The organism is Phenylobacterium sp. (genome assembly GCF_041919955.1).
Classification (GTDB): domain Bacteria; phylum Pseudomonadota; class Alphaproteobacteria; order Caulobacterales; family Caulobacteraceae; genus Phenylobacterium.
On the sequence record NZ_JAYRSU010000016.1, the window covers coordinates 23,207 to 43,828 of the forward strand.

At 67.0% G+C, this 20,622-nt stretch carries 18 protein-coding genes, 3 tRNA genes and 1 pseudogene; 8 read left to right on the forward strand and 14 right to left on the reverse strand.

Annotated features, from left to right (window positions below):
* The first annotated feature begins 430 nt into the window (after positions 1-430).
* Positions 431-772 carry a hypothetical protein gene (locus tag ACE3T2_RS14015; protein ID WP_374658384.1) on the forward strand — a complete coding sequence of 114 codons (342 nt, stop codon included), beginning with the start codon at positions 431-433 and terminating at the stop codon, positions 770-772.
* A gap of 301 nt (positions 773-1,073) precedes the next feature.
* Here the strand turns inward: ACE3T2_RS14015 and ACE3T2_RS14020 are convergent, their stop codons facing one another.
* The 6 genes from ACE3T2_RS14020 to ACE3T2_RS14045 form a co-directional block, all read right to left on the reverse strand.
* Positions 1,074-2,126: a hypothetical protein gene (locus tag ACE3T2_RS14020; protein WP_374658386.1), complete on the reverse strand. Its 1,053-nt coding sequence runs from the start codon at positions 2,124-2,126 to the stop codon at positions 1,074-1,076.
* A gap of 93 nt (positions 2,127-2,219) precedes the next feature.
* The gene (locus ACE3T2_RS14025) at positions 2,220-2,687 is read right to left on the reverse strand and encodes a hypothetical protein (protein ID WP_374658388.1); all 468 of its coding nucleotides are present in this window, start codon (positions 2,685-2,687) and stop codon (positions 2,220-2,222) included.
* Positions 2,688-2,732: 45 nt separating this feature from the next.
* Entirely contained in the window at positions 2,733-3,044 is a 312-nt protein-coding gene (locus tag ACE3T2_RS14030) for a hypothetical protein (RefSeq protein ID WP_374658390.1), read from the reverse strand.
* 858 nt (positions 3,045-3,902) lie between these two features.
* A tRNA-Arg gene (locus ACE3T2_RS14035) sits at positions 3,903-3,979 on the reverse strand.
* 83 nt (positions 3,980-4,062) lie between these two features.
* A tRNA-Arg gene (locus ACE3T2_RS14040) sits at positions 4,063-4,200 on the reverse strand.
* A 61-nt stretch (positions 4,201-4,261) separates the two neighbouring features.
* Positions 4,262-5,200: an ABC transporter ATP-binding protein gene (locus ACE3T2_RS14045; RefSeq protein ID WP_374658392.1), complete on the reverse strand. Its 939-nt coding sequence runs from the start codon at positions 5,198-5,200 to the stop codon at positions 4,262-4,264.
* 160 nt (positions 5,201-5,360) lie between these two features.
* Here ACE3T2_RS14045 and ACE3T2_RS14050 point away from each other — a divergent pair, with 160 nt between their 5' ends.
* Entirely contained in the window at positions 5,361-5,609 is a 249-nt protein-coding gene (locus ACE3T2_RS14050) for a zinc-finger domain-containing protein (RefSeq protein ID WP_374658529.1), read from the forward strand.
* A gap of 100 nt (positions 5,610-5,709) precedes the next feature.
* Positions 5,710-6,507 carry an isocitrate lyase/phosphoenolpyruvate mutase family protein gene (locus tag ACE3T2_RS14055; RefSeq protein WP_374658394.1) on the forward strand — a complete coding sequence of 266 codons (798 nt, stop codon included), beginning with the start codon at positions 5,710-5,712 and terminating at the stop codon, positions 6,505-6,507.
* An 8-nt stretch (positions 6,508-6,515) separates the two neighbouring features.
* Here the strand turns inward: ACE3T2_RS14055 and ACE3T2_RS14060 are convergent, their stop codons facing one another.
* Positions 6,516-8,540, reverse strand: a complete 2,025-nt coding sequence (locus ACE3T2_RS14060; RefSeq protein ID WP_374658396.1) for an MHYT domain-containing protein — start codon at positions 8,538-8,540, stop codon at positions 6,516-6,518.
* Between the two features lie 309 nt (positions 8,541-8,849).
* Between ACE3T2_RS14060 and polA the strand changes: the two are divergent.
* Positions 8,850-11,677 (forward strand): annotated as a pseudogene (gene polA, locus ACE3T2_RS14065) (DNA polymerase I).
* Here the strand turns inward: polA and ACE3T2_RS14070 are convergent.
* From ACE3T2_RS14070 to ACE3T2_RS14080, 3 genes are read right to left on the reverse strand one after another with little or no spacing between them, the layout of a single operon-like run.
* The gene (locus tag ACE3T2_RS14070; RefSeq protein WP_374658398.1) at positions 11,674-12,453 is read right to left on the reverse strand and encodes a sulfite exporter TauE/SafE family protein; all 780 of its coding nucleotides are present in this window, start codon (positions 12,451-12,453) and stop codon (positions 11,674-11,676) included. The pseudogene polA and the gene ACE3T2_RS14070 overlap by 4 nt on opposite strands.
* Positions 12,454-12,457: 4 nt before the next feature.
* Entirely contained in the window at positions 12,458-12,991 is a 534-nt protein-coding gene (locus ACE3T2_RS14075) for a rhodanese family protein (protein WP_374658400.1), read from the reverse strand.
* A complete protein-coding gene (locus tag ACE3T2_RS14080) occupies positions 12,948-13,319 on the reverse strand; it encodes an ArsR/SmtB family transcription factor (protein ID WP_374658402.1) in 372 nt (123 codons plus the stop codon). The genes ACE3T2_RS14075 and ACE3T2_RS14080 overlap by 44 nt, the downstream gene beginning before the upstream one ends.
* A 72-nt stretch (positions 13,320-13,391) precedes the next feature.
* On the opposite strand from ACE3T2_RS14080, the gene ACE3T2_RS14085 reads away from it, so the two are divergent.
* A complete protein-coding gene (locus ACE3T2_RS14085) occupies positions 13,392-14,252 on the forward strand; it encodes an MBL fold metallo-hydrolase (protein WP_374658404.1) in 861 nt (286 codons plus the stop codon).
* Positions 14,253-14,331: 79 nt separating this feature from the next.
* Complete coding sequence (locus ACE3T2_RS14090; RefSeq protein ID WP_374658405.1) at positions 14,332-14,748, forward strand: cupin domain-containing protein; 417 nt, start codon at positions 14,332-14,334, stop codon at positions 14,746-14,748.
* A gap of 37 nt (positions 14,749-14,785) precedes the next feature.
* On the opposite strand, the gene ACE3T2_RS14095 is transcribed toward ACE3T2_RS14090, so the two are convergent.
* Positions 14,786-14,861: transfer RNA gene (locus ACE3T2_RS14095), tRNA-Ala, on the reverse strand.
* A gap of 128 nt (positions 14,862-14,989) precedes the next feature.
* On the opposite strand from ACE3T2_RS14095, the gene ACE3T2_RS14100 reads away from it, so the two are divergent.
* Together ACE3T2_RS14100 and ACE3T2_RS14105 are read left to right on the forward strand one after the other, a co-directional pair.
* The gene (locus ACE3T2_RS14100; protein WP_374658406.1) at positions 14,990-15,304 is read left to right on the forward strand and encodes a YggT family protein; all 315 of its coding nucleotides are present in this window, start codon (positions 14,990-14,992) and stop codon (positions 15,302-15,304) included.
* Complete coding sequence (locus tag ACE3T2_RS14105; RefSeq protein WP_374658407.1) at positions 15,297-15,593, forward strand: DUF167 family protein; 297 nt, start codon at positions 15,297-15,299, stop codon at positions 15,591-15,593. Before ACE3T2_RS14100 ends, ACE3T2_RS14105 begins: the two co-directional genes overlap by 8 nt.
* Here the strand turns inward: ACE3T2_RS14105 and ACE3T2_RS14110 are convergent.
* The 3 genes from ACE3T2_RS14110 to ACE3T2_RS14120 all read right to left on the reverse strand — a co-directional run bounded on the left by ACE3T2_RS14110 (position 15,590) and on the right by ACE3T2_RS14120 (position 20,369).
* Entirely contained in the window at positions 15,590-17,896 is a 2,307-nt protein-coding gene (locus tag ACE3T2_RS14110) for a methyl-accepting chemotaxis protein (RefSeq protein ID WP_374658409.1), read from the reverse strand. The two genes, ACE3T2_RS14105 and ACE3T2_RS14110, sit on opposite strands and share 4 nt — an antisense overlap.
* Before the next feature lie 89 nt (positions 17,897-17,985).
* Complete coding sequence (locus ACE3T2_RS14115; RefSeq protein ID WP_374658410.1) at positions 17,986-18,459, reverse strand: chemotaxis protein CheW; 474 nt, start codon at positions 18,457-18,459, stop codon at positions 17,986-17,988.
* Positions 18,459-20,369 (reverse strand): methyl-accepting chemotaxis protein, encoded by a 1,911-nt coding sequence (locus ACE3T2_RS14120; RefSeq protein ID WP_374658412.1) that lies wholly within the window; start codon positions 20,367-20,369, stop codon positions 18,459-18,461. Before ACE3T2_RS14120 ends, ACE3T2_RS14115 begins: the two co-directional genes overlap by 1 nt.
* Between the last annotated feature and the right edge of the window lie 253 nt (positions 20,370-20,622).

Sequence of the window (20,622 nt, forward strand, 5' to 3'; positions counted from 1 at the left end):
AACGCCGCACTGCAGGTGGAGGAAGAGACTTCGGGTCTCAATGAGACGGCCTGGATGCTCATGATCGAGCTGGCCAACGCAGCCTATGGACTTGAAGGGATATTGCTCGGCATATGAGCCATCCGCCACCCTAACCAGCACAGCGCTTCGAGGCACAATGTGAGGGAGGATGGCGCACCCGACAGGAGAGAGTTTGAACGAACTCTTCGCTGTCCTAGCCGAATGGAATGAGTGTCTTAAAGACACTCCGCTCGACGATTTCGAGCCGATGACAACACGTGATCCGCCAATCCGCCGATCACCTAAACCCTAACTCTACCCAATCAATCCAACGCGCCGCCCGCTATCCCCCAAGATAGCGGGCTCGGTCGCGTATTGCCGTTTCCGTATCGCCATGACCCAACCCAGCGCCTCGTCCAGAGTATTCTCGATGCGCCTCACGCCAGAAGAGCGTGCGCGGTTGGAACACGAAGCCGCTGGCGCGCCGCTTGGCACTTACATCAAAGCGAAGGCGCTGGGTGCGCCGTTGCCGTCGCGTGTCCGCCGCAACGGCGTGTCGGTCGAAGATCGGCAAGCGCTCGCCAAGGTTCTGGCCCTGCTCGGCGGAACTCGGCTGGCCTCGAATCTCAACCAACTGGCCCGCCTCGCCAACACGGGCGCTCTGCCCGTCGATCCTCTGACCGAAGAAGGCCTGACCGATGCGGTGAGCGTCGTCCGTGAAATCCGGCTGCTGCTCCTGATCGCGCTCGGCATGAAGGACGACACGCCATGATCCTCAAAGGCTCGCAGCGCGGCGGCGGACGCGATCTCGCAGTTCATCTGATGAAGATGGACGATAACGAGCATGTGCGGCTTCACGAGCTGCGCGGCTTCGTAGGCGATCATCCCGGCTTAGGAAAATGGGAGACGTCGCGCAGAGCCGGGTGTCACACGCCGCGCGGGCACCGCGCGCCCGTTAGGGAGCGGAGCTGCACAAGCCGACCATAGGGAGGCGCGGAAGCGAGCTGCGTTGTCGCTCGGCGGCGACGGCGCAAAGTTTTCTAAGCCGGATTGCTGCCCCGCTTCCGGCTGGATCACTGCGCGAGGTACTTCGAAATCCCGCCGTAGATTTGCTCGAACTCCGCGCGGTTCGTCTCGAACTTCGAGGCCAGCACACGCGCATCCTTCTGCCCTTCCAGCTTCCATTGTTCGACGGGCATTTTCGTGGGCGTATCGATCATGCCGCGCTTGAACGCCGACACTTCGTCCGACACGCTTCCGCCCGCTTGGCGGGTCTGGGCGACACCGCGCAACATGCCGAGGAAGGATTCCATCCCCACTTGGGTCGCACGCTCGTTGAGAGCCGTGGACGTGAATATCTTGGTGTCGAGGGCGGTTGTCAGCGACGGGTCGATGACCGTGAGAATGTCGCGGTTGCTCGCATAGTAGAGGACGTTCGGGCTGCTGATCTCGGCGTGAAAGCCGCTGAGATAGATCAGGGTCACCGTGTCTGCGCTCACGCGGTAGCGAAAGATATTCGGGCTGGCCGGCTCGGGGATCGCCTGCCGCTGGCGCACGGATGCGCGCGGTAGTTCTTCGCGCGGCTTTTCAGGAGCGAAGCGGGACACGACGAGCCAGCCAGCAGCGGCGCACAACGCGAATATAGGCACATAGAACAAGAGTCCGCGCCTTTTCGGCGGCGTGGCGCTCTTCACAGGTTCGGCCAGTACAGGTTCGACGGGCGGTCCGCCTGCCAATGACGGTTCAGGCAGATTTTGCGTCGCGGACGCCGCCGCCGTCGGCTCTACCGTCTTGCCCAACTTGTTCTGCGCGAACGCCTTGATCTTTGACGCCGCGCCCGTGCGATACAGCGCGAAGCCGATCAGGCAGAGGGCGATGATGGTGACGTGGCCGGAACCCAGCCCGACAGGACGTCCGATGGCGGAGGCCAGATTCAACCACGCGCCCAGCGCCCCGTTGGTGAGCATCCATGCGGCGATGAGGCTCGCGACAAAGAGAAGGACAGTGCGCGGCCAGCCGGACAGCCATGTCGGTTCGCGGAAACGGGCACCGGAATTGGCGGGGCCGATAGTGAGCAGGTAATAGATCAGCCCTGCGAGCAGAGCGATAAGAACGAAGGAACCCACAACCACTCCCCATCGCAGGCCGTCATGTTGAAAGGTGCTCGCTAGAGCTTTGGTGAAACCGCCTTCGGGCAGGCGCGCATTACTTGCGCGCGATCAGCTCTCTATTTTCAGGCGTTCGATCTCGAAGCCCTTGGCCACGTAGGCGGACGCGATCTTTTCACTTTCAGATGCGTGCATCGCAAAAATCCCGATGAAGGCCATGAAGCCGATCAGGAGCGCTCCTTGCTTTGGGCCATCTGCCAGCACCACGAAGGCAACGACGAGCGTTGTGATGATCACTATGCCCGCAAGGGCCGACATCCCCTTGGTAAGCTCCTCGCGCTTTTTGTTGAACGTCCTGATGGCGTCGAACACGTGCTCCGACAATTCGTCGTCTGTCATCGCGGCGATGTCTGGCCGCGTGCTCGTGCGCTTGAGATAGTCGGCATAGGCCTTGGCGCGCATTTCCGCGAGGCGGCTCTTCTCGACCTTCTCCCGCGCCTCTTCGTTGCGCTTCGACGAATCCGAAATCGCCGCCGCGATGACGACGACCAAGAACAGCGCCCCTAGAAAGAGCCACATATCTCTCTCCCTTTCTGGTGGTGAGCGGTCAGGACGTGCGGCGCACTAGATCGCCACCGCGTACATTGCGACGCGTCCCGAATAGCTGGTCAGCTCCCCGCAATCGAAAGTGACTTCCCGCTCTTCGCCCGCGTCGAGGTAGCCCGTGCCAGAGCAAAAGGTTTTGCTCTCGTCTTCTGTGGTTGCGCCGTACTCGTAGCGGGTTCCGTGCGAGCTGGTATTTTTCACCACAATAGTGACCGAGGCCGAGAACCAGCCAGACTTAATGTCGTGATCCTTGATGACGATGGGGTCGCGTCCGATACCGCAACCCGCCATCGCGAGAGAAATGGCGGACAGAACGAAAATATTCTTCATACTGACACCATTCTTTTCACAGGCACTTACTTGCGCAGGCGGGCACCGCCTCACACAAACGACCGTTTTCGTTGAATTTTATCTCTGGCCTCGGGAATCTTGATTTGATACCTGTTTTCGCGACCTAAAGGGGCGATCCGGCGCGGTTCTGGCCGCAGCTCTAGGGCACACGAAAACGGTCCATTTGTTGATGGCTGCGAGACCGGCGGCACGGTTCGCCCATGGCACGAAAAATTGGATATCTGCGCGTTTCAACGCACGACCAATGCGCCGACCGACAGGTGGACGCGCTGCGGCCCGTCTGTGACGTGCTGCATGTTGAGTATGCGCGCGCTATTCCTCGCGCCAAGATCGAGGGCGAATTCGCCGATCTTCTTCGATCCATCCAGCCTACCGCTGCCCGCCTTGCGATGGTGAAGGACGGCTTGCGCAGATTGTGGGAACGCGAGGAGAGCCGCACGACGGAGCGTAAGAAAGCCATTCGCGACAAGATACGCGAGACCGAAGAGGAAATTCGCAAGCTGGTAGATCGCGTGATCGAGTCCAAGAGCGAAGCGCTGATCACCGCCTATGAGAAACGCATCAACGAAGCCGAGTTTCGGAAGGTCGAATTGGCCGAAAGCCTCGTTAGTTGCGGGAAGCCTCGCGGCAGCTTCGACGAGATGTTTAGAACAGCGATAGCCTTCCTCACAAACCCCTGTGCTCTATGGCTTTCAGAGGACTTGAAGCTCCAGCGGATGGCTATTTCACTCGTGTTTAAGAGCAGCTTGGAATATGTCCGCGAAAGCGGATTTAGAACACCTCTAACCTCTTCGCCTTTCAGGCTTTTCCGTGATGGTAAGAGAGGTTTGGAGAGGCTGGCGCACCCGACAGGATTCGAACCTGTGACCTTCGGCTTCGGAGGCCGACACTCTATCCAGCTGAGCTACGGGTGCTTAATCGTCGAACGACTCGTCATGCCTACGCGGATCAACGCTGGGGTTCTCGGCCTGTTGGTTGCAATGTGGTTGCAACGCGCTACCCCCGACCTGATCCTAAACTCGATCTTACTCCTAACCTACTGAACTTCCTCTTTGTTTCAGCGCGTCCCCAATCGCCCAGTTGCACTTGCGTCGCCTTCGGAGGGCAACGCTCTATCCAGCTGAGCTACGGGTGCGTGCGTGAGCGGATGCGCTGTCTAGCCGAAAGACGCGCCGAACGGAAGGCTTAGAAGGCGCCTAAGCCCGCGCGGTCGTCAGCGAGACGAAAACGTCCTCCAGATCCGGGTCCTCGGTGGCGATGTCCTTGATGTGCAGGCCGGTGGCGCGGACCGCTGCCAGCACCTGCTCCACGCTCGACTGGCCGGTCCGGTAGGTGACCTGGAAGGCCCCGCCCGCCCGCGGCTTGGTCTCGAACCCCGGCAGCTCAGGCGCGACCAGCAGCGGCTCGGCCGGCGTCACCACCACGTTGCGGGTGTCCAGCCGCTGCAGCAGGGTCGAGGTCGGCTCGCAGGCCACGACCTCGCCGCGATTGACGATGGCGATCTGGTCGCAGAGCTCCTGGGCCTCCTCCAGGTAGTGGGTGGTCAGGACGATGGTCACGCCCTTGCGGTTCAGCTCGACCACATAGTTCCAGAGCTGGCGGCGCAGTTCGACATCGACGCCTGCGGTCGGCTCATCGAGGATCAGCACCGGCGGATTGTGCACCATGGCCTTGGCGACCATCAGGCGGCGCTTCATGCCGCCGGACAGCTGGCGCACATAAGCTTCGGCCTTGTCGCCCAGCCCCAGCGCATTCAGCAGCTCCATGGTCCGCCGCTCGGCCGGCGGAACGCCGTACATGCCGGCCTGCACCTCCAGCGCCTCGCGCGGGGTGAAGAACGGGTCGGCGGCGATCTCCTGCGGCACCACGCCAATGGCGGCGCGGGCGTCGCGCGGGCGCTCGTCGATGTCGCGGCCCCAGATGCGCACCTTGCCGGAGGTCTTCCGCACCAGGCCCGCCAGGGTGTTGATGAAGGTCGACTTGCCAGCTCCGTTCGGCCCCAGCAGCCCGAAGATCGAACCGCGCGGGATCTGCAGGTTCAGCCCGCGCAGGGCGTGCATCTCGGGGGCCGTCTTGTTCGCCGGATAGATCTTTACGACGTCCTCGGCCTCGATCGCGTAGTCAGGAAGGGTCATGCGTCTCTTTTACGTCCGGGGCGTCCATTGACGGCGAAAGCCGTGGTCGAATACCTAGGCGCGTGCGGCGCTTACGCCAAGCTTCCGCCGCCGGAGAGTTCGAAGAATGGCCCGCAAAGCCCCCGTCCCCGACCAAGGCCGCTCCACGAAGCTGGAGCCCATGCCCGCCAAAGGCGCGCTCACGCCGGACCTGCCGCCGTCGGAAGTGGTGATCGTCCGCTCGGGGCGGGTCGCCTGCGACGGCGTCGGCGGCGCGCTCGGGCATCCGCGCGTCTGGCTGGAGATGGGCGAGGCCGCCTTCGTCGAGTGCCCCTATTGCGACCGCCGCTTCGTGCTGGCCGACGGCTCGGAAGGACCGGAGGACGAGCGTCTGGCGCCGGGCGTCTACGAAGGTCCGCACGGCCACTGACATCCCGTGTCAGCAGCCCGCTGACCAAGGCCGTTTTCCGCCGGAATGTCACATCGCCGCTTCCTATATCGTCCTTGCCGCCGAGCAGGAGGATCCGCCGATGAGCCAAGCCGAAGTCTTCAAGCAACTTCACCAGGGTCCGGAGATCCTGGTGCTTCCCAACGCCTGGGACGCGGCCAGCGCCGCCATGATGGAGGACGCCGGCGCGCGCGCGGTCGCAACCTCGTCCGCCGCGCTCGCCTGGGCGCACGGTTATGCTGACGGCGACGCCGTGCCCGTCCCGACTCTGCTGACCGCGATCGGCGAGATCGCCCGGGTGCTGAAGGCGCCGCTGACCGCCGACATCGAGGGCGGCTACACCGACGACCTGCCGACCCTGGCCGAGACCATCAAGGGCGTGGTCGGCGCCGGGGCGGTCGGGATCAATTTCGAGGACGGGACACGCGACCCCGACCTGCACGCCCGCAAGATCGAAGTTGTCCGCAAGGCGGCCGACGGCGCCGGCGTTCCGCTGTTCATCAACGCGCGCACCGACATCTATCTGAAGCGCCTGGCCCAGGGCGAGGCGGCCAAGGCCGAGACCCTCCGCCGCGCCGAGCTCTACCGTTCGGCCGGGGCGGACGGGATCTTTGTGCCCGGCGCGGCCGAGGAGGCGCTGATCGGTGAGCTCGCGGAGGCCATCGCCCTGCCACTCAACATCATGGGCTGGCCGGGCCTGCCGCCGGCCGCCCGCCTGCAGGAACTGGGCGTGCGCCGGCTGTCGTCGGCGACCAGCCCTTTCCGCGCAGCCTATGCGGCGCTCGGCCGGACCCTGGCCGACTATCTCGCCAGCGGCGATGCGGCCGCGTTCGCGCAAGCCGCCCAGGGCGCGCCCGACCTCAACAAGCGGTTCGGCTAGACCCGCGGTCAGGCGTTGACGGCGCCGTCGGTCATCGGCGGCTCCGTCGCCTCATGCAGGGCGTCCACCAGCGCCCGAACGCTGATCGGCTTGGTCAGATAGCCGCGGAAACCGGCCGCTTGCCCCCTGGCGATGGTGTCGCCCAGCACGTTGGCCGATATGGCGATGACCGGGATGTCGCGCGTCGCGACGTCGGCGTCGAGCCGCGCCTTGACCTCGAACCCGTCCATGCCCGGCAGGTTGATGTCGAGCAGGATGACGTCGGGCCGCAGCCGCGCGGCCAGCTCCAGGCCCTCCCACGGTTCGTCCGTGACGTGCAGGTCGATGCTGCCCAGCACCTGGGCGATATGGCGCATCAGGCGGATGTTCGAAGCGTTGTCCTCGATATAGAGCACCAGAGCCTTGGGGGCCTGGGCCTGTAGGGCCTCGTGACGATCCTCGTCGCGGGTCACTGCGGGCGCATGCTCGGCCGGCAGATCGACCGTGAAGGTCGAGCCGACGCCCTCCTGACTCTGGACATCCAAACGACCGTCCATAGCCTCGACCAGCCGGCGGGTCAGCGCCAGGCCGAGGCCTGCGCCCTCGACGCCCGAACTCTCGCGGCCCAGCCGGTCGAAGGGCTCGAACAGATCGGCCATGCGGCCGGCGGGAATGCCCAGCCCCGTGTCGCGGACGCTGATGCGGACCTGGCCGCCGTGCCGGCGCACCTCGACCTCCACGTTGCCGCGCGGGCGATTGTACTTGATGGCGTTGGACATCAGGTTGGTCAGCACCTGCTTCAGCCGCAGGTGGTCGGCGCGGACCGCAAGCCCCGCCTCGGAGGGCGCCACCAGCAGGCTGACGCTGGCGCGCTCGGCCGTCGGGCGGAAGGAACCGACCAGAGCCTCGGCCACCTCCCGCGGGTCTACGGCCTCAATCGACACCGACACCTTGCCGCTTTCGATCCGGGCGAAATCCAGCACCTCCTCGATCAGGGCCAGTAGGTGGCGGCCGGCGACGTGGATCTGGTCGACCGCCTCGCCCTGGCGGCGACTGAGGGCCTCGTCGCCCCAGCCCATGCGCAGGACCTCGGCGAAGCCGATCACCGCGTTCAGCGGGGTGCGCAGTTCGTGGCTCATGCTGGCCAGGAAGTCCGACTTGGCGCGGTTGGCCGCCTCGGCCCGCCGCCGCTGCTCGTCCAAGGCCCCCAGCGCGCTGGTCAGGTCCGCCGTGCGCGAGGCGACCGCGCTCTCGAGGTGTTCGTTGATCGCCCGCAAGCGCACCGCCTCGGCCAGGGATTGGGCCTCCAGCCGCCGGTCGACATAGGCGCACATCAGGCCGACGGTCAGGATCAGCGCCGTGCCCGCGACGATGGTCGCCGACAGCAGCGAACCGCTGACAAGCCCCTCGCCGGCCCCTGGCGCGGACACGCCGGCGACGATCACTGTCCCGGCCATGCCGGTGAAGTGCATGCCGCAGATGGCCAGGGCCATGATCACCGCGGCGATCGCCCTTTGCTTGGCGGTGCGCAGGGTGACGGTCAGCCACAGCGCCGTGGTCGCCGCCGCCACCGCGACTACGACCGACAGGGCGAACAGGCCCGGCCGGTAATAGACCTCGCCCGGCAGGCGCATGGCCTCCATCCCCATGTAGTGCATGGTCGCGACCGCCAGGCCCACCAAGACCCCGCCGCCGGCGATGCGCGTCCGCGTGGCGCCGCCGGCCAGGACCTGCAGCCCCGCCGCCACTCCGATCATGGCGATCAGGCCCGACAGCACCGTCAGGCCGGGCGCGTAGCCGACCGTGAACGGCGTGCGATAGGCCAGCATGGCCACAAAGTGCATGGCCCAGATCCCGCCGCCCAGCACCAGGGCCGCGCCCAGGTGCCAGAATCGCCGGGCCGCGCCGCGCGCCGTGCGCAGCCGCTCGGTCATGTCGAGCGCGGTGAACGAGGCCAGGGCCGCGACCATGTACGAGATGAGCACCAGGGCCCCGTCGTGCCGGGTCGCGATCCCGACAGCCTCGCGGCTGAAACAGAGTCCGAGAACTTCCACGATCAGCCCGCCCCCAGCCGAAGCCGTTATTGAGTCGGATCTATTGTAATATTGAGATGAGTTACCCCATGGTTATTAGGCACACTTGCCACACGACCCAATTATTCGTGGGAATATTCTGACTTTATGCGTTTTACGCATAATGCGTATTTGCGGATTATCTTGCGACGCGCAGCGCCGTTGCTGATCGCCGAGCGGGATGCGCGGCGCGGAGCCGAAACACGCCGATCAGCCGCGAACAGGCGGATGACCTAGGCGCGGCCAGCCCCTATCTTCCGCCCATGACCGACGCGCCCCTCGACGCCACCCTTGCCGACATTCCGCGCGAGCCGACCCAGGACGGGCCGGCGGTGCGTCTCTATCTTGTCGACGGCTCGGGCTTCATCTTCCGCGCCTATCACGCCCTGCCGCCGCTGACCCGCAAGTCGGACGGCCTGCCGATCGGAGCGATCAGCGGCTTTTGCAACATGCTGTGGAAGCTGCTGGTCGAGATGAAGGCCCAGCCCGAGGGGCCGACCCACCTCGCGGTGATCTTCGACCATTCGGAGAAGACCTTCCGCAACAAGCTCTACGACCAGTACAAGGCCCATCGTCCGCCGCCCCCCGAGGACCTGATTCCGCAGTTCCCGCTGATGCGGAAGGCGACGCGCGCTTTCGGCGTGCCGGCGCTGGAGCTGGCGGGCTACGAGGCCGACGACCTGATCGCGGCCTATGCCTGCAAGGTGCGAGACGCGGGCGGGCACGTGACCATCGTCTCGTCCGACAAGGACCTGATGCAGCTGGTCGGCGACCGGGTCTCCATGCTCGACACCATGAAGAACCTGAAGATCGGCCGCGAGCAGGTGATCGAGAAGTTCGGCGTGCCGCCGGAAAAGGTCGTGGATGTCCAGTCGCTGTGCGGCGACAGCGTCGACAACGTGCCGGGCGCGCCCGGCATCGGCATCAAGACCGCCGCCCTGCTGATCAACGAATACGGCGACCTCGACACCCTGCTGGCGCGGGCTTCCGAGATCAAGCAGCCCAAGCGGCGCGACACCCTGATCGAGTTCGCCGATCAGATCCGCCTGTCGCGCGAACTGGTCCGCCTGGATTGCGACACCCCGCTGCCCGAGCCGATCGACGCCCTGGCGATCGACGACCCGAACGCCGATGAACTGAGCGCCTTCCTCGAGGAGATGGAGTTCCGCACCCTCGCGCGGCGGATCTCCGGCGGCGGCGCGGCGGGGGCCCAGCCGGCGGCGGCGCCCGCCGCGGCCGCAACCAGTCCCGCGACCGCGGCGATCGACGTCAGCGCCTATGTCTGCGTACGCGATCTGGCGACCCTCGACGCATGGATCGCCCGCGCCAAGGCGCTCGGCGTGGTCGCCTTCGACACCGAGACCGACGCCCTGTCCTCGGCCAACGCCGCGCTCTGCGGCGTCTCTCTGGCGGTGGCGCCGGGCGAGGCCTGCTACATCCCCGTCGGCCACGAGAACGAGAGCGCCGGCGGGCTGGAATTCGAGGCGCCCGAGGCTATCCATCAACTGACGCTCGACGAGGTGATCGACCGGCTGAAGCCCCTGCTCGAGGACCCGGCGGTTCTCAAGGTCGCCCAGAACGCCAAGTACGACATCGCCGTCCTCGACCGCCACGGCGTCAAGGTCGCGCCCATCGAAGACACCATGCTGATCAGCTACGCCCTGGAAGGGGGCCTGCACAAAAGCCACGGCATGGACGAGCTCTCCAAGCGCTGGCTCGAGCACGAGCCGATCAAGTTCTCGTCCGTGACCGGGACGGGCAAGTCGCAGAAGAGCTTCAAGCACGTGCCGCTGGAGCCGGCGACCTGCTACGCCGCCGAGGACGCCGACGTAACCCTGCGCCTCTATCAGCACCTGCGCCCGCGGCTGGCGCGCGAGGGCCTGCTGACCGTCTACGAAACCCTGGAGCGCGGCATGCCGCCGGTCCTGGCCCAGATGGAGAACGAGGGGATCAAGGTCGATCCCGAGCGCCTGCGCCAGCTCTCCAACGACTTCTCGGTCCGCATGGGCGAGCTGGAAGCTCAAGCGCATCAGTTGGCCGGCCGGCCGTTCAACCTGGGCTCGCCAAAGCAGATCGGGGAAATCCTGTTCCAGGAGATGGGCCTTGCCTCGCGTCGGACCACCGCCACTGGCGCAGCCTCGACCGACGCCTCGATGCTTGAGGATCTGGCCGCCCAGGGCCACGAGCTGCCCCGCGTGCTGCTCGACTGGCGCACGCTGTCGAAGCTGAAAGGCACCTATACGGACAACCTGGTCCCGGCCATCGCCGCGCGCACCGGGCGGGTCCACACCTCCTACGCCCTGGCCTCGACCACGACCGGGCGGCTGTCCTCGTCCGATCCGAACCTGCAGAACATCCCGATCCGCACCGAGGAAGGCCGCAAGATCCGCAAGGCCTTCATCGCCGAACCGGGCCATCTGCTGATCAGCGCCGACTACAGCCAGATCGAGCTGCGCATCCTCGCCCACGTCGGCGACATCCCTCAACTGAAGAAGGCCTTCATGGAGGGTCACGACATTCACGCGGCCACCGCCTCGGAGATGTTCGGCGTGCCGATCGAGGGCATGCCCGCCGAGACCCGCCGCCGCGCCAAGGCGATCAACTTCGGCATCGTCTACGGCATCTCGGCCTTCGGCCTGGCCAACCAGCTCTCGATCCCGCAGGACGAGGCCGGGGCCTACATCAAGACATATTTCGAGCGCTTCCCCGGCATCCGCGCCTATATGGACCGCACCAAGCAGGCCGCGCGCACGCAAGGCTTCGTCACCACCATCTTCGGCCGCAAGGTCCACATCCCGGCGGTGAATTCGAAGTCGCAGGCCGAGCGCGCCTTCGGCGACCGCGCGGCGATCAACGCCCCGATCCAAGGGGCAGCCGCCGACGTCATGCGCCGGGCCATGATCCGCATGCCGAACGCGCTGAAAGAGGCGGGCTTAACAGCGCGCATGCTGCTGCAGGTGCACGACGAACTGGTCTTCGAAGCGCCCGAGGCGGAGGCGGAGGCGACCATCGCGCTCGCCCGCAAGGTCATGGAACGCGCGGCCGAGCCGGCCGTGGCCCTCACCGTACCGCTGGTCGTCGAGGCCCGCGCCGCGGCGAACTGGGACGACGCTCACTAGGCGGTGAGCGAGCGCCAGGCCACATAGGCGGCGGTCGCGAGCACCATGCCGGCGAACGCGCGGCGGGCGACCGGCGCCTGATCGGCGAGCCGCCGCGCAAGCGGGGCGCCGGCCAGCGCGCCCAAGCCCCCGCCCGCAACCAGGGCCGCGAACACCGGCCAATCGATCAGGCCGGAAGCCGCGTAGCTGGCGCTGGTCGCCGCGCCGAACAGCACTACCGAGACCAGGGACGACGCCGCAGCATTGGCAAGCGTCATGCCGGTCGCCGCCATCAGGCCCGGCACGATCAGAAAGCCGCCGCCGATGCCGAAGAAACCCGCGGCCAGCCCGACCAGCAGGCCCAGCGGCGCAAGCTTGAGCGTGAGCGCCGCGTTCAGCCGCACCGCCGGATCGCCGGCGTCCTTCCTCGGCGCCAGCATAGAGACGCCGACCAGGGCCATGGCGCCGGAGAACCAGAGGATGAGCGCCTGGCCGTCGACCATCTTGGCCAGATGCGCGCCGGCCAGCGAGCCGGCCAGCCCGGCGCCGCCGAAGACCAGGGCGCAGGGCCACTTCACCCGGCCGGCCCGGGCCTGAACGCCCAAGCCCGCGGCTGCGTTCACCGCCACTGCGGCGGCCGACGTGCCGATGGCGACGTGCGGATCCCTTACGCCGACCACGTAGAGCAACAGCGGCGTGGCCAGGACCGAGCCGCCGCCGCCGAACACCGACAGCAGCAGGCCGATCAGCGCCCCGCCGAGGATTGCAAGGCCCAGGCTGAGGAAGGCGGGCTCCATGACGCTAGGCCCGCGCCGGCCTGTTCCACGGCGCCAGCGCCAGCAGCCGCGCCATGCCGCAGAAGCCGGTGGCTCCCGCGAAGGTCAGCCCCGCTCCGACGAAGGCCGACAGGCCAAAGAAACCCGGATGGACCAGGAAGCCCAGAATCACGCCGGCCAGCACGAGGGAGCCCGCCACGATCTGCACCTGGCGCATCAGTTCCAGGGGCGCCTTGCGGTTCTCGACCAGCGGCAGGCCCGCAGCGGCCCAGCCATCGACGCCCCCGGCCAATATATGGCCGCGCCCACCGACAGCAGCGGCCAGCCGGTCGCAATTCGCCGCGGTGCGCATGCCCGACCGGCAGGTGAAGATCGGAATCTGGCCTTTCGGAATCTGCAGCGGGTCAGCCTCCAGCGTGGCGAGCGGACGCAGCCGCGCGCCTTTCACATGTCGGCGCGCGAATTCGTCGGGTTCGCGGATGTCCAGGAGGATTGCCTGGCCCCTGGTCAGGAGATCAGCCGCGTCCTTGGGGTCCAGTGGGGTGAGTTGAGCGGTCATCGGCCTTCTTCATGTCTGGAGGACAGAATATCTCGGCGAGAGTCGCCACCACCTTCACCGCGGCGGGGTCTTCGATCCGGTACCAGATGGTCTGGCCTTCGCGGCGGGTGGCCACGACGCCTTCCTCGCGCAGCACCGCCAGGTGTTGCGACAAGGCGGACTGGGAGAGGCCGACCAGGGGCTGAAGCTCCCCCACCGACCGCTCGCCGTCCGTTAGCTGACACAAGATCATCAGCCGCCGCTCGTTGGCGAGCGCGCGCAGAAGCTTGGCGGCTTCCCCGGCGCTGGCCTCGAAACGGGTGATGTCGAAGTTCGCGAGATCGAACATGGCCGATATATATGAGTTGAAGCTAATTTAGCAAGTTCTTATATGAATGCCGACGCCAAAGGAGGCTCCGCAATGAACCCGCAAGTCCAGACCTTTTTCGACGAGGCGACCTCGACCGCGACCTATCTGGTCGTCGATCCGACGACACGACGCGCCGCGGTGGTCGATCCGGTCCTCGACTACGAGCCGAAGGGCGCGCGCCTATCGACCACCTCGGCCGACTCGGTGCTGGCGGCCGTACGCGACCAGAAACTGGATCTCGTTTACGTGCTGGAGACCCACGCCCACGCCGATCACCTGTCGGCCGCCGACTACATCCGCCGCAAGACAGGCGCGAAGATCGTCATCGGAAGCGAGATCACTCAAGTCCAGAAAACCTTCATACCGCTGTTCGAGGTCGAAGACGTCGCTCCCGACGGGCGCGTCTTCGACCACCTGCTGGCCGAAGGCGACACCCTGCCGCTGGGCGGGCTCTCGATCGGGGTGCTGCACACGCCCGGCCACACGCCGGCCTGCGTGACCTATCTGATCGGCGACGCCGCCTTCGTCGGCGACACCTTGTTCATGCCTGACTACGGCACCGCCCGAGCCGACTTCCCGGGCGGCGACGCCGCGACGCTCTATCGTTCGATCCGCAAGATCATGGACCTGCCCCCGCAGACGCGCGTCTTCGTGGGCCACGACTACCTGCCTGCGGGACGCGGCGATTTCCGCTGGGAGACGACGGTGGGCGAGCAGCGCGCCGCCAACATCCACGTCCACGACGGCGTGCCGGAAGCAGAATTCGTCGCCATGCGCAGGGCGCGGGACGCCACCCTCTCCCCGCCGACGCTGATCCTGCCCTCCCTGCAGGTGAACATCCGGGCGGGCGCGCTGCCGGAACCCTCGCCGTCAGGCCGCGTATTCCTGAAACTGCCCGTGACGATCGCCTAAGGCGGGTTTGATTTCCGTCAGGGCGGCGGCGCGGCCGCGGTTCTTAGACTTCGCCGCCAACCGCATAGCGAGGGACGCCATGAAGGGCTTTGTCGACGACATCGAGGACCTGACCGAGAGCAACAAGGACTTCCGCCGCGTGCTCTACACCGGCAAGCATCTGCAACTAGTGCTGATGACCCTGCAGCCGGGCGAGGAGATCGGCGAGGAGGTCCACGACACCCACGACCAGTTCTTCCGCTTCGAGAAGGGCAAGGGCCAGGTGGTGATCGATGGAAAGACCCACAAGATCAAGGCCGACTACGGCGTCATCGTTCCGGCCGGCGCGCGCCACAACGTCATCAACACCGGCGACAAGCCGCTGAAGCTCTATACCCTCTACGGCCCGCCGGAGCACCGCGACGGCGTGGTCCGCGCCACGAAGGCGGAAGCCGAAGCTGGCGAAGAACACTTCGACGGCGTCCTCACCGAGGACGGTCCGGGCACGAGGATTTAGCGGAGAGATCCTGGGAGCGACCATCTCCGAAGGGAGATGGTGGAGCCGAGGGGAGTCGAACCCCTGACCTCCTCATTGCGAACGAGGCGCTCTACCAACTGAGCTACGGCCCCAGGAAGGCGCGGACTTAGGGGCCGAAGGCGGGGTCTGTCAAGCGCGAGATCGGCGCAATGGCGTCGCGACTTGCCAGCGGCGCCGCTCCATCCGATACAGGACGCCCATTTCCCCTACGGATTTCTCGATGGCCCCGCTGATCGGCTTCGTTTTCTTCATCCTGGACGCGCTGCTCGGGCTGCTGGTGTTCGCGATGATCGCCAGCGCGATCCTGTCCTGGCTGGTCGCCTTCGACGTGATCAACTTGCGCAACCAGTTCGTCTACAACGTCGCCCGCTTCCTCGACGCGGTGACCCGGCCGATCCTTGCGCCGTTCCAGAAGATCATCCCGAACCTGGGCGGCGTCGATATCAGCCCGGTGCTGGCCATCCTGGTGATCTCCGGCGTCCAGCGCTACCTGTTGCCGGCGGCCCACGTGTCGTTGCTGAGCCTGTTTGGCTGACGCCGTGCGCCTGGCCGTCCGGGTCACGCCCAAGGGCGGCCGCGACGCCGTGGACGGCTGGGCCCTCGATCCGGCCGGGCGCGTCTATCTGAAGGTGCGGGTCAGCGCCGCACCCAGCGACGGGGAGGCCAACGCCGCCTTGATCGCGTTCCTGGCCAAGACGCTGAAACGGCCGAAGTCGGCCCTGCGCATCGCCTCGGGCGAAACCTCGCGCCTGAAGATCGTCGAGATCGAAGGGCTGGACGAGGCGCAGCTGGCCGCCGCGCTCGGCCAGCCCCCGAAACCCTAGAACTCTTCCCAGCCCTCGTCGTCGGACGCGGCGCCGCGGGGGGCGCCGGCGCCGACCGCGACCCTCTGGGCCACGGGCCGCGCTCGCGGCGCAGGCGCCTGCGAAACCGCCGCCGTCGAAGTCGCCGGGCCGCCGGTCTTGAACTGGCCGATCAGCCGCGCCAGCTCGACCGCCTCGCCAGCCAGCGAGTGGCTGGCCGCGGTGCTTTCCTCGACCATGGCGGCGTTCTGCTGGGTCACCTGGTCCATCTGGTTGACCGCGGTGTTGACCTGCTGAAGCCCGGTGGCCTGTTCCTGGGCGCTGGCGGCGATCTCGGTGACGATGCCGTTGATCTCCGCCACCTGGGCGACGATCTGCTGCAGAGCCTTGCCGGTCTCGGCGACCAGCCCCACGCCCTGGCCCACCTGGGCGGACGAGGCGTTGATCAGGGTCTTGATCTCCTTGGCCGCGTCGGCGGAGCGCTGGGCCAGGGCCCGCACTTCCGAGGCGACGACCGCGAAACCCTTGCCGGCGTCGCCGGCCCGGGCCGCTTCCACCCCGGCGTTCAGGGCCAGGAGGTTGGTCTGGAAGGCGATCTCGTCGATCACCCCGATGATCTGGCCGATCTGCTTGGAGGAGTCCTCGATCTGGCCCATGGCTTCGGTCGCGCGGCGCACCACGTCGGCGCTGTCGGCGGCGTTGGCGCGGGCGGTCTCGACCACGCCCTGGGCGGTCATCGCGCCCTCGGCGGTCTTGCGCACCGTGGCGGTGATCTCATCCAGCGCCGCGGCGGTTTCTTCCAGGCTGGCGGCCTGCTGCTCGGTGCGGCGCGACAGGTCGTCGGCCGCCTTGCTGATCTCGTCGGCCCCGGAGCGCATCGAGCCGGTCGCCCCGACCACCACGCCCATAGTGTTCTGCAGCTGGCTCATGGCCACGTTGAAATCGTGCTTCAGGGCGGCGTATTCGGGCGCCACGTCGGCCTCGACGCGAGCGGTCAGGTCGCCATGGGCGAGCTGCTCCAGCGCCTTGGCGAGCGCAGTGACCACAACCGCCTGCTGGGCGGCGACCGCGGCGCGCTCGGCCTCGGCGTTGCGGCGCTCGGTCTCGGCCGCGGCATTGGCCGCCTCCTGTCCGGCGCGCAGGGCGCGGTTCTCGGCCAGGCCGTGGCGAAAGCCGTCCAGGGCGCGGGCGATCTCGCCCACCTCGTCGTGCTTGTCGGCGCCGGCGACGGCCTTGTCGTAGCGACCGGCCGACAGTTCGCCGACCGCGCTGGTGATGCCGGCCAGCGGCTGGCGGACCAGCTTGCCGACTGCGATGAACAGCGAGCCGAGCACCAGGGCCAGGATCACCAGGCCGCCGACCGCCATCCAGATCGCCAGGTCGCGGGCGGGTCCGGTGATGTGCTTGGTCGGCACGTCCATGACCACCGCCCAGGTCGAGTTCAGGCCGGGCAGCGGCGCGGGCGTGACCAGCCGCTCGACCTCGCCGATCGGCTGCTCAAGGCCCGACAGCAGCACGGACTTCGAGCCGCCCATCGCGGCCTTCACGTCCTCGACGCCTCGGTCGGCATAAGGCTTCATCCGCAGCTTCGCATCCGGGTGGGAGACCCAGTTCGCCTGCGGCGAGACCAGCATCACGCGGCCGTCGCCGAACGGGCGAAGGGCTCCCAGCTCGGCCGAGATGGTGTCCAGCGCCAGGTCGAGGCCGGCCACGCCGATCAGCTTGCCGCCCGACATGACCGGGAAGGTCACCGAGGTCATCGAGATGGTCTTGCCGCCAACCTCATAGGGATAGGGCTCGACGATGGCCGCTTTGCCGCTCTTGAAGCTGGTCTGGTAGAAGGCCTGGTCGTAGTCGTTGCCGGTGTCCAGCGGCTCGAGGCTGAGCGAGCCGTTGTTGTTCACCCAGTATGGCGTGAACTGGCCGAGCTTGTTGGAGCCCGAGGCGGTGTTGCCGGCGAACGCCGCATCCTGCCCGTCGAGTTCGCCAGGGACCTCCATGAACCAGGCGCCCAGGATCATCGGCGAGGCGGTCGCCGCAGGCTTGATCAGATCGGACAGCAGCTTGCGGTCGCGTACGCCGGCCGCGTGGGCCGCGCCCAGGGTCTGGGCCATAGCCTTGCCGACGCCCTGAATCTCGCCCAGGTCGCCCGCCACCTCGGCGGCGGCCTTGCCCGCCAGGGCCTGGGCGTTCTGGTTGGAAAGGTTGCGGACCATGCCGCTGGCGTTCATGGCCACCAGAGCGGCCGCCAGCAGCAGCAGGGCGCCGATCGCGCACCCCGCCGCCAGCATCAGTTTCCACGCAATCGACAAGCGAGCCAGCATCTACTCCCCCAGGCTACCAACTTGAATCAGAAGTCCCATCATGCGCACAGGGCCCCCCAAAGGCCCTGCGCGCAGACGTCGGCGCGCGGTCAGGCGGCCGCTGCGGCCCGGATATCGGGCGGCAGGATGTAGTCGAGCGCCAGCAGCGAAACGATGCCGGTGTCGGTCGTCATCACGCCGCTGACATAAGCCGTGGAATCGGCGCTGCCGACTTCCGGCGGCGGCTGGATCAGGCCCTCGGTGACGGTCAGGATGTCCGACACCGCGTCGACGACAAGGCCCATCTGGGCCTCGCCGATCTGGGCGACGACCACGACCGAGGACGCGCTCGGATTGGCCGGTCCCAGGCCCAGGCGCGCGCCCAGGTCGATGACCGGCAGGATCGCGCCTCGGAGGTTCATCATCCCCAGGACATGCGGCGGGGCGTGCGGCAGCGGCGTCGCCGCGGTCCAGCCGCGGATCTCCCGAACGGCCATGATATCGATGGCGTAAGCCTGCTCGCCGATGCGGACCGAAATCAGTTCGGCCCCCGGCGACGGAATACGCGAAGCAGCGGCGTCCATCAGAATTCCTCCCAGCTGTCTGTGTCGGCGGCGGCCGGCTCCAGCTTCGCCGCAGTCGCGGCGCCGGAGGCGTAGCCCCGCGCCGGGCGCGACGCGCGGGGCGCGGGCGCAGGCGTGGAGCGGACGGCCGGTCGGTCGTTGTCCTGGCCGATCGTGAACTGGCCCATGAGGCGAGCAAGCTCGACGGCCTCATTGGCGAGCGCATGGCTGGCGGCTGTGGATTCTTCGACCATGGCCGCATTCTGCTGCGTGACTTGATCCATTTGATTAACGGCGGTGTTGACCTGTTGCAGGCCGACGGCCTGCTCCTGAGCGCTGGCGGCGATCTCGGCTACCGAGGCGTTGATCTCGCTCACCTGGGCCGCGATCCTCTGCAACGCCCTTCCGGTTTCCGCAACCAGTTCAACACCTTGCCCGACCTGGGCGGACGAGGCGTTGATCAGGGCCTTGATCTCCTTGGCCGCATCGGCCGAGCGCTGAGCCAGGGCCCGCACCTCCGAGGCGACGACCGCGAAGCCCTTGCCTGCGTCGCCGGCCCGGGCCGCTTCCACCCCGGCGTTCAGGGCCAGGAGGTTGGTCTGGAACGCGATCTCGTCGATCACCCCGATGATCTGGCCGATCTGCTTGGAGCTCTCCTCGATCTCGCCCATGGCCGAGGTGGCCCGGCCGACGATCACCGCGCTGCGTTCGGCGTCGGTGCGCGCGGTCTCGACTACGTCGCGGGCATGGTTGGCGCCCTCGGCGGTCTTGCGCACCGTGGCGGTGATCTCATCCAGCGCCGCGGCGGTCTCTTCCAGGCTGGCGGCCTGCTGCTCGGTGCGGCGCGACAGGTCGTCAGCCGCCTGACTGATCTCGCCGGCGCCCGAGCGCATATTGGTGGTGTTGCCGCTGATGACCTTCATGGTTTGCTGCAGCGTCGCCACCGCGGCGTTGAAGTCGCTCTTCAACTGTTCAGCCTTGGGTGCGAACGCCACGCCGATGCGGTGCGTCAGGTCGCCGCCCGCCAGCTTGCCCAGGGCCTCGGCCAGGGCGCCGATGGCGATCGCGTCCTGCTCGGCCTCACGGGCCTTCTCGGCTTCGCGGGCCGCGCGCTCGGCCTCGGCCTGGGCGCGCTGCTCGGCGGCCTGGACCTCGAGCCGCTGCTTCTCGATAGCAGCTTCCTTGAAGGCCAGGACCGCCTGGGCCATCTCGCCGATCTCGTCCTTGCGGCCGACAGCCGGGACCTCGACCGTGTTGTCGCCGCCGGCCAGACGGCCCATGGCCCGGGTCATCGCCGCCACAGGCAGGGCGATCGCCCGAGACAGCAGCCAGGCCATGGCGGCCGCGGCCAGCATGGCGATCAGGCCTCCGACAATCAGGGTCGTCTTGGCTTGGCCGATGGCGGTCTGCTGCGCGGCCCAGCGCTGCTCGACCAGGTCGGCCTGGAACTTGCGCATCTCGCCCTGGGTGGCGCGCGCCTTGGCCAGCCGCACCGTGGCGATCTCGGCCCTCGCCTTCTCCAGCGTCGCCGGGTCACGGACCAGCGCGGCCAGCGCCTCGTTCTCCGACCTCCACTCGGCGATCTCGCCCTTGAGCCGGTCGGCGCGCTCGCGCTGCTCGGGCATGGTGGTCCGCTGGCGGATGCTGGCCAGCCGCCTGTCGGCCTCTGCCCCGTGTTCTGCGCCCGTTTCCAGGAACTTCGGGTCGGTCGTCGCCACGAAGCCGCGCAGCGCGTTCTGTTCTTCCACCAGGGCCGACAGGATTCCGTCGATGTCCTGGATGTTTCTGTTGCTGACATTGTTGGCCTCGGCGGCCTTCATCGTGGCGCCGAGACTGAGGAACACGGCGACCGTCGCCAATGTGAACACGGAGAGAATTAAAGCGAAGGCGGCGACCAATTTCGCCGAAATCTTCGCATTACTGAACGTCATTTTGAATGCCCCCAAGCATGACTGCCCACACGCCTATCCACAGGGAGCTTCCGGGGCGTTAATCACGCTTAACAATGTCTCGGCAAATTGTCGCATGAACTTGATACGATCATTTTTTACCTTACTACACCATCGCGATAGCGGTTTTCCGCGCCACGAAACCGCCATACCCACCCGCAATACCTGATATATACTTTTCCACTATCGGCCCTACCCGGGCTGGCGGGATGGGGATGGCCGGGTTACCGATAGC

Coding starts and splice junctions, on each gene's coding strand:
- ACE3T2_RS14015 (WP_374658384.1), top strand. CDS start 431: ATGCGCCTCACGCCAGAAGAGCGTGCGCGGTTGGAACACGAAGCCGCT.
- ACE3T2_RS14025 (WP_374658388.1), bottom strand. CDS start 2,687: ATGTGGCTCTTTCTAGGGGCGCTGTTCTTGGTCGTCGTCATCGCGGCG.
- ACE3T2_RS14030 (WP_374658390.1), bottom strand. CDS start 3,044: ATGAAGAATATTTTCGTTCTGTCCGCCATTTCTCTCGCGATGGCGGGT.
- ACE3T2_RS14045 (WP_374658392.1), bottom strand. CDS start 5,200: ATGACCCTTCCTGACTACGCGATCGAGGCCGAGGACGTCGTAAAGATC.
- ACE3T2_RS14050 (WP_374658529.1), top strand. CDS start 5,361: ATGCCCGCCAAAGGCGCGCTCACGCCGGACCTGCCGCCGTCGGAAGTG.
- ACE3T2_RS14055 (WP_374658394.1), top strand. CDS start 5,710: ATGAGCCAAGCCGAAGTCTTCAAGCAACTTCACCAGGGTCCGGAGATC.
- ACE3T2_RS14070 (WP_374658398.1), bottom strand. CDS start 12,453: ATGGAGCCCGCCTTCCTCAGCCTGGGCCTTGCAATCCTCGGCGGGGCG.
- ACE3T2_RS14075 (WP_374658400.1), bottom strand. CDS start 12,991: ATGACCGCTCAACTCACCCCACTGGACCCCAAGGACGCGGCTGATCTC.
- ACE3T2_RS14080 (WP_374658402.1), bottom strand. CDS start 13,319: ATGTTCGATCTCGCGAACTTCGACATCACCCGTTTCGAGGCCAGCGCC.
- ACE3T2_RS14085 (WP_374658404.1), top strand. CDS start 13,392: ATGAACCCGCAAGTCCAGACCTTTTTCGACGAGGCGACCTCGACCGCG.
- ACE3T2_RS14090 (WP_374658405.1), top strand. CDS start 14,332: ATGAAGGGCTTTGTCGACGACATCGAGGACCTGACCGAGAGCAACAAG.
- ACE3T2_RS14100 (WP_374658406.1), top strand. CDS start 14,990: ATGGCCCCGCTGATCGGCTTCGTTTTCTTCATCCTGGACGCGCTGCTC.
- ACE3T2_RS14110 (WP_374658409.1), bottom strand. CDS start 17,896: ATGCTGGCTCGCTTGTCGATTGCGTGGAAACTGATGCTGGCGGCGGGG.
- ACE3T2_RS14115 (WP_374658410.1), bottom strand. CDS start 18,459: ATGGACGCCGCTGCTTCGCGTATTCCGTCGCCGGGGGCCGAACTGATT.
- ACE3T2_RS14120 (WP_374658412.1), bottom strand. CDS start 20,369: ATGACGTTCAGTAATGCGAAGATTTCGGCGAAATTGGTCGCCGCCTTC.